We start from the raw sequence: 11,647 nt of genomic DNA on the forward strand, positions 1-11,647 counted from the left end.
CTGTCGCTACTTCTCGACCGGCAACAGCGCGACGCGCTCTCGGACGGCGTCGGGAAGCCCGCCCGCCGTCGCTGCGAGCTCGGTGTCCGTCACGTCGAAGAACGACCGGACGCGGTCTTCGTCGTACGCGCCAAGCGTCGACCGGGGCGTGAGGTGGTCACGGACCTCGTCCACAGCTGCCGTGATAGCGTCATCGCCCCCATTTCCTTCGTGGGTATCTCCAGAGTCGGGGTCGACGACGGCCACGACGACGGGACAGGTCCCCTTGCTGACGCCCATCGTCAGCGCGCGGTTGATCTGGCGGCGACCGGCCGCGTACAGCAGGATCTCCACGCCGAAGTCCTCGGCGATGCCTTCGCCCCGGTCGTGGGCCCGCGTCGCAAGTTCGACGGCCAGTTCGAGGTGGGCCCGGTCCACGACGTAGCGGGCGTCGAACGCCTGTACCGTGACACCGTGGCGGTCGCCGATTGCACCGAGCGTCTCCACGAACGCGCCCACGTCGTCGATGTCAGCAGTGCCTTCGACGACCCGCATCAGAAATCACCCAGACTGGACTGGTCGTCGGTGGCTGTCGATTCGGCGTTCGTGCCCCCGTCTGAGCCGTCGTCGAGGTCGACAGAGACGTCGGGTGCGGGCTCGACGCCCTCCATCGACGGGTCCCGGTGGCCGGCGTTTTCGAGGATGTTCTCGGCCGTCTTCCGGCGGCCCCGGAGCGCCGCCAGCACGACGGCTTTGTCCGCGTCCCGGAGTTGTGCGCGGTCGGTGATGCCGGCCTGGAACAGCCGCCGGGCGCGCTTGCGGCCGACGCCGCGGACGCCGGCCAGGTCGACCAGCTCCTCCCGGACGCCGTGTTCGACGCGGATGCGGGCCTCGCTGATGGCGCGTGCGGCGTCCAGGTCGACCTCGCTGGCCAGCGATTCGGCGGCCCCGAGCAGCCACTGGGCGGTTTCGACCTTCCCGCGGATGTCGCCCGGGCCGACGCCGTACCGCTCCGTGATGGTCGCCTCGTCGACCTCGGTGGCCCAGTCTTCGAGCAGCCGGGCGGTCTTCAGCGCCGAGAGCCAGTCCTCGAAGCGTCCCTCCTCGAACTCCGACGGCGTAGGGCCGAGCAGCTCGTCCTCCCGTTCGAACAGTTCCATCTCGTACTCTTCGCGGTCGCCCGAGCGGAGGTACAGCTGGTACATGTCCGGCGTGCGCGAGACGAGGTGGTACAGGCCCAGCGCGGAGATGTCGTCCGGGTCCGCGTCGGCGTCGTCGCTCCCATCGGCATCCTCGGCCAGTTCGCTGGCGGTGGTGAAGCCGCTGTCTGCCGGTGGTTCCGCGGGCGCGTCGGCCGGCGACCCACTCGCCGACGTGCTGTCGCTGGCGCCCCGCTCCCAGTCCCGGAGGCCGTCGACGATCTCGGCGGCGCTCATCGGGTCCAGGTAGAGCCGCGAGACGGTGTGGCCAAGCGAGGTGGCATCGAGCTCCCCGGCTTCGATTTCCAGAAAGTCGTTGCGCTGCAGGTAGGTGAGCACGTCGTCGACCACCCGTTCGAGCTGGCCGCTGTCGTCGGTCTGGCTGGCGTACAGCGTCTGTTCGAGGAACTCGAGCAGGCCCGACCGCGAGCGGGCGAAGCCGGAGGCGACGGTCGCGAGGATGTGGGTCCGCAGCGCCGGTTCGGCCGCGAGTTTCGACCGGACCGGCTCCGGGTCCGCCCAGACGTAGCGCTCGAACAGCTCGTCCACTTCGTCGTGGCTGGACGCGATGAGGACCGCCTCGCCGTAGGGGTCGAGTCCCGGGCGGCCTGCCCGCCCCATCATCTGATGCACTTCGAGCACCGAGAGCGGGGCCATTCCGCCGGCCGACCCGTCGTAGCGCCGCCAGTCGCGGACGACGACACGCCGCGAGGGCGTGTTGACGCCGGCCGCGAGCGTCGGCGTCGCACAGACGACCTTCACCAGCCGGTCCCGGAAGGCGTCCTCGACGAGTTCGCGGTGGCCGCGCGAGAGGCCGGCGTGGTGGAACGCCGCCCCGTCCGCGACGGCGTCCGCGAGGTCGTCGCTCGTCTCCGTGTCGCTCACGTCGCGGATCTCCTCGGCGATGTCGGCCAACTGGTCCCGCTCCTCCGCGGTAAGGTGGGGCCGGACGGTGTTCGCCAGTCGGCCCGCCGCCGCCTCGGCGTTGCGCCGGGAGTTGACGAACACCAGCGTCGACCCGTCGTCTTCCAGCGTATCGCGGACGATTGCCGCCGTCTGCTTCTCGTTGTTCTGTACCGAGAGCCGCTGCTGGCTCCCGTCTTCGAGATGGAGTGCCTGCCCGTAGTGGACACCCTTCTGGAGGTCGATGGGCCGCCAGTCCGAGTCGACGAGCCCCGCGTCGAGCCACGTCGCCAGCGCCTCGGCGTTGCCGATGGTCGCCGACAGCGCGACGGTCTGCAGGTCGGGGTTGAGCCGCCGGAGCTTCGCCAGCGTCACCTCCAGGGTCGGGCCCCGCTCGCCGTCGTCGACGAGGTGGACCTCGTCGGTGACGACGCAGGTGAGGTCCTCGATCCAGGGGGCGTCGTTGCGGACCAGCGAATCCACCTTCTCGCTGGTGGCGACGACGATGTCCTTGTCCGCGAGCCATCCACCTTCCGACTCGTAGTTGCCCGTCGAAACGCCGATGTCGAGGCCGTACTGCTCGAACTCCTCGAAGTCGGCCTGTTTTTCGCTTGCCAGCGCCCGCAACGGAACGATATACAGCGCCTTCCCGCCGCGAGCGACCGAGGAGAGCATCGCTAGCTCGGCGATGAGCGTCTTCCCGCTCGCCGTCGGAATCGACGCGACCAGGTTCTCCCCCTCGGTGACGCCGGCCTCGACAGCCTCGGCCTGGGGCGGATACAGCTCCTCGATGCCGTCGTCGCGCAGGTGGTCCGGGAGCCACTCGGGCACGCCCGGCAGGTCCGCAACGTCCATTACACCCCGCTTGGGTCCTGTCCCGATTTAAACTGTCGCACTACAACCGCATCGACTCGCTGGCGCATCGAGCGCCGAGGGGAACGCCTTTGCCCGCGAACGGCCAACACGAGGTATGCGAGTCGAGTACGACTACGACACCTGTATCGGGATGTTCCAGTGTGTCGCGGAGTGGGACGCCTTCGAGCGCGACGAGGACGCCGGCAAAGCGGTGCTGGCGGACAGCGAGGAAACCGAGTCGGACGTGTTTGTGCGGGAGGTCCCGGATGACGCCGAACTGGACGCGAAGTTCGCCGCCCGGTCCTGCCCGGTCGACGCCATCACGATTTACGACGAGGACGGCGAACAGCTCATTCCCTGATTATTCCTTCGACGGTTGCTTCAAGCACCACGGTTCCGGCGGTAGCACCACCTGCCGAGTTCGCGGCTGCTGTGTCGGCCTGCTCGGTTTCGTTGCCGCGACTGACGCGCCGGACAGTCACGTCGCCCACGAGAGCGACGCCGCCGTCGGCACGGGGATCGACGCTCGCCACGGTCAGTTCACAGACCAGCGTCTCACCGGTGTACACCGGGCGCTGGAACTGTAGTTCCATCCGCGAGGCGAGCACTTCCAGGTCGCCGCCGATGCTGGTCAGCAGTGACGCGGTGAGCAAGCCCTGGACCATCCGCCGACCGTCCCCGTCAGGCTCGGTGTGCCGGGCCTGGTCGTCGCCGGAGAGGGCGGCGAACTGATCCACGTCTTCGGGCCGGAACGTCCGCGTCTCGGTGAGCGTCTCGCCGATTTCGACGGGAGGCATGTGCTGGGCTGTCGGCGCTACGGGAGAAAAATCTACGGCCTCGTCCCGAAACCAACAGGGGGTTGGGCCCCTCAAGTCAGGGCGATGTCGACTGGTGGTCCCCTCCGCCGTCTTCTGACTGCGTTCCCCGCATTGCTGGCCAGTGCAGGGCTCGTCGACCGAGAGAAGGCGACTGCCGCGACGGATCTCGCCGCGCCGGTGATGGTCACCGGCGGGCTCCGGATCCTGCTGCGCCTCGCCGACTTCCTGATGGTCGGCCTGGCGCTCGGTGACGCGGCTATTGCCGGCCTCGAACTCGGCTTCCAGTACTACTTCGTCGGGTTCGGGCTCTCGCTGGCGGTCTCCTCCGGGACGATAAGCGTCGTCTCACGGCTGCAGGGAGCCGACCAGCCCGAGCGCGCGAACCTCGCTGTCAAGCAGTCGCTGTGGATCGCGTTGCTCATCTCCATCCCGCTGTCGGCGCTCTGCTGGCGCTATCCGGATCTTCTGGTGGGGGTTCTCACCGACGATCCGGCGACCATCCGGTTCGGCGCGACGTATCTGGCTATCGTGATGCTGTCGCTGGCCCCGCGGTTCTGGAGCATGGTCGCCGCCCGCGCGCTGGCCGGCAGCGCCGACACGAAGACGCCGATGTACGTCCGCCTGCTCACGCTGCCGACGAACGTCGCGCTCAACGCCGTCCTCATCTTCGGGGTGGGCCCGTTCCCCGAACTCGGTATCGCCGGTGCGGCGTGGGGGACGGCCATCGCGAACACGCTCGCGGCGGTGATTTTCCTCGGACTGTTGCTGTCCGGGCGCTACGTCGTCACGCTCCGGCCCGGCGGGACACAGTTCAGTGCCGACCTCATGCGCGAAATCGTCCGCGTCGCCCTGCCGCTGACCGGGATGCGGCTGCTCCAGACGTTCGCCCGCTTCCCGTTCCTGTTCATCCTGGGCGTGCTGGGGACGCCGACGCTCGCGGCCTACGCCATCGGCCGCCGGGTCATGCTGCTCGCGCTGATGCCGGCGTGGGGGTACGCCACCGCCGCGTCGACGCTGGTCGGGCAGTCGCTGGGAGCGGGAGACGAACGGGAAGCGACCGCCTACGGCTGGCAGACGCTCCGGGTGGCACTCGCCGTCCAGCTCGTCGCAGCGGTCCTCTTGGTCGTGTTCGCCCGCCCCATCGTCGCCTTGTTCGGGACGGCCTACCCCGACCTGGCGGCGGCGTTCGTTCGCGTGTTCGGCCTGCTCGTCGCCGGCTTCTCCATCTCCCGAACGATGCGGGGCAGCCTGCGGGGTGCCGGCGACACCCGCTGGCCGCTGTACGGGACTGTTCTGGGCGGCTACTGCTACCGGCTCCCGGTGGCCGCCCTCGCGCTCCCCTCGTCGTTCGTCGTGACGGTCCCACTCGTCGGCGTCGCCGTCTCGCCGGGGCTCGGGCTCGGCCTCCCGGCCATCTTCGCCGCGCTTGTCGGTGACTTCTATCTGAAGGCCGCGGTCAACGCGGGACGGTTCTGGTCCGGCGGGTGGCGCGACGTTGCCAGACGGGCGGGCGTCGGTGCGACTGACGACTGACGCCGGGCGCTATCGTCCACACCGGCCCGCTGCCGGCCGCTTCACTCGACCTGCGCGACGGCTTCCACCTCGACGACGGCCTCCGGCGTCGCCAGCCCGCTCACTTCGACCATCGTCGCCACGGGACGCACGTCGGCGAAGAACTCGCTGTGGGCCTCGCCGACCCGCTCCTGGTCGTCGATGTCGGTGACGTACATCCGGGTCTGGACCACGTCCTCGATAGCGGCGTCGAGAGAAGCGAGCGCGTCCGCGACGATACCGAAAGCGTGTTTCGTCTGTTCGTACGGATCACCCGGCGCGACGACCTCGCCGTCGTCGTCGGTGGCGATGGTGCCGGCGACGCGGACGGTGTCACCAGCGCGTATCGCCCGCGAGTAGCCGACCTGCTGTTCCCAGTCGGTGCCCGTCAAAGTGCGTTCACGGCGCATACCCGATGGACGTTGGAGACCCGGAAAATCGTTTCTCAAGTTTTAATGTCCGGCCCGAGATACCCATTGGCATGAGCAAGGCCACGAAAATCGTCCTCGGAACAATCGGCGTGTCAGCACTGCTATCCATCGGCATCGTCATCAACCTCGTCCTGTTCTCGGCGTAGATGTTCACCGAGCGTTCACTGACCGGCGATCTGCCGGCAGTACGTGAGGCCTACGCCCCGGAGACGCTCGTACTGAACTGCGACCGTGACTTCGAAACGCTGGACCCCGCAGTCGCCGAGGAACTCCTGTTGGTGACTGACAGTCTCGATCAGATTTCCTACGACGGCGCGTGGCTGCCGACCACAGCCCCGGAAGTACTACAGGAGTATATCGGCGGTACCCTCACTATCGGGATGCCGGGCGACGGCGGCGTCGCCTGGACTCACCAGACGGACCCCCCCTGCGTGTTCGTCAAGCCGCGGCTGGAGACTTCACCGGACGACTTCGTCTCGTTTCTCATCGCCGAGGCGCTGGTCGAGGTCAGCCTCGACGAGCCTGAGCATTTTCTGGGCTTCTTCCGAGAGCACTACCCGGAGTTCGCGACCGCCACCGAGGACCACCTCGATGCGAACGCCCGGTACCAGCTCGCAGCGGCGGTATACACGGCATATCTGGGCCTTCAGACCCGGTCAGAGTTCGCCGACTGGGCCGACGACTACCCCGAGCTGTACGCGGCATGGGAGGATGCCGGCGAGCGCCTCCAGCCCCGCCTCGAAGACCTCCCCAGCGAGATCGCACAGGGGCAGACGGAATTCGCTGCGGCCGCCGAACTGGCCTGTAGCGGTGTCAAGCACGGACTCGATCTGCCCGCACCGTTTGCCGCGCTCGACACCGACGCCTATCTCGAGTACGGGGCCGACTACGCCGTCCAGTGGGCCGAGACGACCTTCGAGAAGCTGGAGTAAGCCTGCTCCGTTACAGTGGTTCGGCAGGATACGGTTTAGTACGTTGTACTACAGCCGTTCCAGCACCGCGTCGGCGTCGTAGTTGAGTGTCAGCTCCCGCGAGCGGCCCCGGCCCTCGACATTTGTGTAGTCGGCATCGATGATGTCGAGCTGGTCGAGCTTATTGATGATCTCGGAGTATCGCGTGTAGCCCAGGTCCGTCTGCTCGGAGAAGGCGTCGTAGATGTCGCCGGCCTGCTGGCCGTCGTGGGCGGCGATGACCTCCACGAGCGCGGTTTCCGAGTCCGACAGTTCCCGCAACCGGCGGGAGAGGTGGACGTATTTGGACTTGTCGTAGGCTTCCTCGACGTCCTCGGTTTCGACGGAGCGGGAGGCGCGCATCTCGGCGTTCATGCCGGCCCGGCGCAGAAGGTCGATACCGACCCGGAGGTCACCGCCCTGTTCCTCGGTCAGTTCGGCGACGCGGTCGAGCACCGTGGGCCCGACGACACCCTCGTTGAACCCTCGCTCGGCGCGCTCGCCCAGGATGTCCGCGATTTCGGCCTGTCCGTAGGGGTTGAAATACACCTCCTCCGGGCGGAACACGGACTGGACGCGGGTATCGAGGGCGTCGATGACGTCCAGTTCGAGGTCCGAGGAGACACAGATAACGCCGATTTTCGCGCCGGAGTGGGCCTCGTGGGCGCGCAACAGCGAGTACAGTGTGTCGCTGGCCTCGCTCTCGTAGAACAGGTAGTTCACGTCGTCGAGGGCGACGACGAGCACCTCGTCTTCCTCGACCAGTTTGTCGGTGATCTGTGAGAACAGCTTCTTGAAGGAGATGCCCGAGGACGGCGGCTCGTAGTCGAATATCTCGGCGAACAGGCGCGAGAAGACGGCATAGCGCGTCGAGTCCATCTGGCAGTTCACCCGCACGGTTTTCACGTCCGTCTGGGCGGTCAGTTCGTCGAACAGGATCTGGACAGCCGTCGTCTTCCCCGTTCCGGGCGGTCCGCGGGCGATGACGTTGAGCGGGCGCGACCCGCGGACGGCCGGCCGGAGCGCGTACTTCAGCGTCTCCATCTGGGTGTCCCGGTGTTTGAACGTCTCCGGGAGCCAGTCGATTTCGAAGACGTGTTCGTCCCGAAAGACGGACTCGTCCCAGCCGAGCATCCGGTCCTCGGGGTCGTCGCTCATCACTTTCACCGAGCTTCGCGGCGCACTTAACCATTTGCCACAGCTTCGTCCAGAGTGACAGGTACGCGGCGTCTCGGCTACTCGAACTTCCCGAGTAAGTCGCCGTAGAACCCATCGGCATCGTCGGCACCGTCGTCGGCGAGCTTCTCGACGATGAGTTCCGGCGTCGACCGGGCGAGCTTTCCCTTCACCGGTGAGCGCTCGACCCGCAGTTCGCCGTTTTCCAGCCCCTTGGCTTCGATGCCGTCGATGCTGATGTCGGTCTCGGCGGCCTCGCGGATGTCGCGTGCGAGGTGGGAGACGAAAATCGCCGTGGCCTGCCGTTCGCCCAGCGCTTCGAGGATGCCGGCCATGATCTTCGCGCTGGCACCGGGCTCGGTGATCGATTCGAGTTCGTCGACAAGCACCATCACCGGGCGGTCGTCGGTCCCGGCCGCTGGCCCGTCGCCGTCCGCCTCCGTTCCGTTCCCGTCCGCTGCCGCCGGCGACCGATGGTCCACGTCGGCGACCAGATCCCCGAACTCCCGGAGCGTGGCCTCGAATGCGCCGGCGTCCAGCGTCCCCTGGGTCTTGGCGTGGTAGTGGAGTTCGGAAATCCGCCCGACTTGGGCCGCCTCCGCGGGAACGGGCAGGCCCATGTGCGCTAGCGTCGTCACCAGCGCCACGAGGTCCAGCGTCGATGTCTTGCCGCCGCTGTTGACCCCCGAGAGGACCGTCACGCCCTCGACGGCGTAGTCGACGGGCTCGACCTCGTCGAAGGGAACGTCAAGCAGCGGCGAGCGCCCGCCCTCGATGGCGACGCCCTCGGACTCGGTCAGCTCCGGTATCGTGCAGTCGAAGTCCGCGGCGAAGCGGGCGATCGCCAGCTCCACGTCGAGTTCCAGCGCGGCATCGACCAGGGCGGCGGCCTCCTCGCGAATCTCGGCGAGGTCGTCGGCCAGCTCCCGCTTCCGGCGGGTGGCGCGCTGGTCTCGCGCGGCGGTCAGTTCCTCGCGGAGACGGGCAACGACATCCTCGCTGTGTTCGACGGGATAGGCGGGCTCGTCTGGAAACGCCCGTCGTGCCGTCGCCTCCATGTCCCGGAGCGCCAGCGCGTCGACGAGGTGGTCGCGGGCCTTCTCGACGGCGTCGGCGTACTCGTCGGCCAGTTCCCGCTGGAGCAGCGAATCGACGCCCGCGCCGCGCTCGACCAGCGACAGCAGGTCCGTCCCCTCGATGGTCACGTCCTGCTCCTCGATGGCCTCGCGGAGGTGGTCGTTGGCGACGCTCTCGGCGGTCGACACCGCCGCATCGAGGTCGTCGACGGCGGTGGCGAGGCGGTCGAGCTCCTCGTCGCCGCTGACGCTCCCGTCCTCGTCGAGCTGGTCGAGCGCCGACAGGAGCGTCTCCAGGTCACACGGCGCGTCGAGGTCGGCGACGCGGTGGACCTCGGCGGCGGCCCGTATCCGGTCGCGGTTGCGAGCGAAGAAGGTGAGCACGCGTTCGGGCACGACGGATTCGGGCTCTTCGAGCGCGTTCGGTTCCACCCGCACGTCGCCCTCAACGTCGACGCCGGCGAAGGCCTCGTCAAGCGCGACGACCGTCGAGTACGAGCGGGCGAGCTCGGCCAGCTGGCGGGCGTCGTCGACGACTTCGACGCTGACCTCCGGAATCGCTGCCTGCGCGTCGGCGTACCGTTCGGCGTCGCGGGTCGCCAGACAGCGGTCACGGACCCGCACGTCGCCGGGTTCAGAAAGCGGTTCGACGGCCGAGAGGGCGTCGAGAACGGCTGGATCGGGCTCGCGGGCCATCGCCGACTCGGCGAACGCCCGGACCTCCTCGATGCGACTGCGGACGCCGCTGGGATAGATCGTCGCCAGCCGCTTCGCGGCGTAGTCGGTCACCGTCCGGTCGGTCAGCAGTGCCAGCGCGTCCTCGTGGATTTCCCGGGCGCGTTTCGTCGCGGTGAACCCACCGGGGTCGTCGTGTTCGGCCCTGATCGCGCCGCGAGCGATGCGGGCGGCCCGACCCTCGCTGATACCCGGTGCGCGTGCGAGCGACGCCACGTCGCCGTCCCGGAGCGCCGCCTCCGGGTCGTCTAGCTCCCGGAGCGCCGCGGCTGTCTTCGCCCCGACGCCCGGAACCGATTCGAGCTCCATCTGCCCGCTCATTCGACGCCAGCGAGAAAAAACCCGTCGCCAGCGCCGCCGGCGACGGAGTGAGCGGTCGACACCGTTTCGGCCCGTCAGCCGAACACCGAACGCGAAGGCGTTTTTGCGCTCCACCGAGAAGGAAATCCCATGTCTGCTGTTTCGGAGAAGCTAGCGGCCGCCCGCGAAGACCTCGAATCGCGAGACGGCGTGCTGATCGCCTTCTCCGGTGGTGTCGATTCGAGTGTCGTCGCCGCGCTGGCTCACGACGCCCTCGGCGACGACGCCATCGCCTGTACCGCCAAGTCCGAGACGCTCCCCGCTGCCGAGCTTACCGACGCTACCCGCGTCGCCGAGGAGATCGGCATCCGTCACGAGATCGTGGAGTTCTCCGAACTCGACAGCGAGGAGTTCATTCAGAACGACGACATGCGGTGTTACCACTGCCGGTCGATGCGGCTGGGCGCGATGTACGACCGCGCCCGCGAACTCGGCATCGACGTGGTGTGTGACGGGACGAACGCCTCCGACGTGGGCGAGGGCCACCGCCCCGGCCTGCGCGCCGTCGAGGAACTGGACGCCTACTCCCCGCTGCTGGAACACGACATCGAGAAGTCCGAGGTCCGCGAGATCGCCCGCGAGTACGACCTCTCGGTCGCCGACAAGCCCTCGATGGCGTGTCTCTCCTCGCGGATTCCGACCGGCCTCGAAGTCACGGAGGAACGCCTCTCCCGCGTCGAGAAGGCTGAACGTCTCCTGCGGACGTGGGGCTTCGAGCAGTTCCGCGTGCGCGACCACGACGGCCTCGCCCGCATCGAGGTCGGCGAGGAAGAGCTCGAAACCGCGCTCGACCCCGACTTCGTCCGCACCGCCCGCGACCACATCGAAGACTGCGGCTTCGACCACGTGACGCTCGATCTTCACGGATACGAAACTGGCAGTGTGAGTCCCGAGACGGAAGAATCAGCCGAAGAAGAGACTGAGGACGTGGTCAGCAACGTCTTCGACGCCGATTACCCGTCCGTCGACTGAGAGAAGACCACTCAGTCCAGCAACGTCCGCCACGCAGTCATCTCTTCGCCGACCAGTTCCGGGCCGTCCCCGTCGAGTCGGACTTCGTTGACCGCGCAGTTCGCCTGTGAGTGTTCGGCCAGCGCCGCGTCCGGGTCTCTGTCCGTGAGCTTCGCCAGCAGGACCTTGATCACGCCGCCGTGGGTGACCACCAGCGTCGTCTCGCCGGCGTCGGTGGTCGCCATCGCTCGGTCCCACGCCGACTCGACCCGCCCGCGGAAGGTCGGAATGCCCTCGCCGCCCTCCGGGGCCGCATCGAGCGAGATGACGCTCGCGTCCCGGTCGTGGTCGGGGAACTCATCGAGCAGTTCGTCGGCGTACAGACCCTGCACGGTGCCGAAGCCGCGCTCGCGCCAGTCGGTATCGAACTCGGGGTCGGGCAGGCCGCCGTAGCCGTCACCGACCGCGGCAGCCGTCTCACGGGTGCGCCGGAGGTCCGAGGCGAAGACGCGGTCGACGCTGTAGCGGTCGTCGAGCCACGCCCCGAGCGCCGTGGCCTGCTCCTGTCCCTGGTCGGTCAGCCGACTCGGGGCCCACCCCTGGATGCGCCCGTCGCGGTTCCAGGTCGTCTCGCCGTGCCGGGCCACGAGCAGCGTCCCCATG

At 68.1% G+C, this 11,647-nt stretch carries 12 protein-coding genes; 5 read left to right on the plus strand and 7 right to left on the minus strand.

The genetic code is table 11. The annotated features are described in order from the left end of the window. Nucleotides 1–6 precede the first annotated feature (6 nt). Together cgi121 and ACOZ4H_RS01125 are read right to left on the minus strand one after the other, a co-directional pair. Nucleotides 7–534, minus strand: a complete 528-nt coding sequence (gene cgi121, locus ACOZ4H_RS01120; protein WP_424327586.1) for a KEOPS complex subunit Cgi121 — start codon at nt 532–534, stop codon at nt 7–9. Continuing rightward, nucleotides 534–2,936, minus strand: a complete 2,403-nt coding sequence (locus tag ACOZ4H_RS01125; RefSeq protein ID WP_424327587.1) for an ATP-dependent DNA helicase — start codon at nt 2,934–2,936, stop codon at nt 534–536. The genes cgi121 and ACOZ4H_RS01125 overlap by 1 nt, the downstream gene beginning before the upstream one ends. A gap of 115 nt (nt 2,937–3,051) precedes the next feature. On the opposite strand from ACOZ4H_RS01125, the gene ACOZ4H_RS01130 reads away from it, so the two are divergent. After that, a complete protein-coding gene (locus ACOZ4H_RS01130) occupies nt 3,052–3,297 on the plus strand; it encodes a ferredoxin (protein ID WP_424327588.1) in 246 nt (81 codons plus the stop codon). Here ACOZ4H_RS01130 and ACOZ4H_RS01135 read toward each other — a convergent pair. Further along, the gene (locus ACOZ4H_RS01135) at nt 3,287–3,733 is read right to left on the minus strand and encodes a MaoC/PaaZ C-terminal domain-containing protein (RefSeq protein WP_424327589.1); all 447 of its coding nucleotides are present in this window, start codon (nt 3,731–3,733) and stop codon (nt 3,287–3,289) included. The genes ACOZ4H_RS01130 and ACOZ4H_RS01135 overlap by 11 nt on opposite strands. A gap of 84 nt (nt 3,734–3,817) precedes the next feature. Between ACOZ4H_RS01135 and ACOZ4H_RS01140 the strand changes: the two genes are divergently transcribed. Next, nucleotides 3,818–5,287: an MATE family efflux transporter gene (locus ACOZ4H_RS01140; RefSeq protein WP_424327590.1), complete on the plus strand. Its 1,470-nt coding sequence runs from the start codon at nt 3,818–3,820 to the stop codon at nt 5,285–5,287. Between the two features lie 41 nt (nt 5,288–5,328). Here the strand turns inward: ACOZ4H_RS01140 and ACOZ4H_RS01145 are convergent, their stop codons facing one another. Then, nucleotides 5,329–5,715, minus strand: coding sequence for a Rid family hydrolase (locus ACOZ4H_RS01145; protein ID WP_424327591.1), 387 nt, complete (start codon nt 5,713–5,715; stop codon nt 5,329–5,331). A gap of 71 nt (nt 5,716–5,786) precedes the next feature. On the opposite strand from ACOZ4H_RS01145, the gene ACOZ4H_RS01150 reads away from it, so the two are divergent. Further along, complete coding sequence (locus tag ACOZ4H_RS01150) at nt 5,787–5,882, plus strand: hypothetical protein (protein ID WP_008306998.1); 96 nt, start codon at nt 5,787–5,789, stop codon at nt 5,880–5,882. Continuing rightward, nucleotides 5,883–6,668, plus strand: a complete 786-nt coding sequence (locus ACOZ4H_RS01155; RefSeq protein ID WP_424327592.1) for a DUF7089 family protein — start codon at nt 5,883–5,885, stop codon at nt 6,666–6,668. It begins immediately after the preceding gene. Nucleotides 6,669–6,716: 48 nt separating this feature from the next. Here ACOZ4H_RS01155 and ACOZ4H_RS01160 read toward each other — a convergent pair whose 3' ends face one another. Together ACOZ4H_RS01160 and ACOZ4H_RS01165 are read right to left on the minus strand one after the other, a co-directional pair. Then, nucleotides 6,717–7,844 (minus strand): ORC1-type DNA replication protein, encoded by a 1,128-nt coding sequence (locus tag ACOZ4H_RS01160; protein ID WP_151144759.1) that lies wholly within the window; start codon nt 7,842–7,844, stop codon nt 6,717–6,719. Nucleotides 7,845–7,921: 77 nt separating this feature from the next. Then, complete coding sequence (locus ACOZ4H_RS01165) at nt 7,922–9,982, minus strand: helix-hairpin-helix domain-containing protein (RefSeq protein WP_424327593.1); 2,061 nt, start codon at nt 9,980–9,982, stop codon at nt 7,922–7,924. 141 nt (nt 9,983–10,123) lie between these two features. Between ACOZ4H_RS01165 and larE the strand changes: the two genes are divergently transcribed. Next, nucleotides 10,124–11,005 carry an ATP-dependent sacrificial sulfur transferase LarE gene (larE, locus tag ACOZ4H_RS01170; RefSeq protein ID WP_424327594.1) on the plus strand — a complete coding sequence of 294 codons (882 nt, stop codon included), beginning with the start codon at nt 10,124–10,126 and terminating at the stop codon, nt 11,003–11,005. A gap of 11 nt (nt 11,006–11,016) precedes the next feature. Here the strand turns inward: larE and ACOZ4H_RS01175 are convergent, their stop codons facing one another. Continuing rightward, nucleotides 11,017–11,646, minus strand: coding sequence for a histidine phosphatase family protein (locus ACOZ4H_RS01175; protein ID WP_424327595.1), 630 nt, complete (start codon nt 11,644–11,646; stop codon nt 11,017–11,019). Nucleotide 11,647: the final 1 nt, after the last annotated feature.

Origin of the sequence: Haloarcula amylolytica (assembly GCF_049705545.1) — an archaeon.
GTDB lineage: Archaea > Halobacteriota > Halobacteria > Halobacteriales > Haloarculaceae > Haloarcula > Haloarcula amylolytica_B.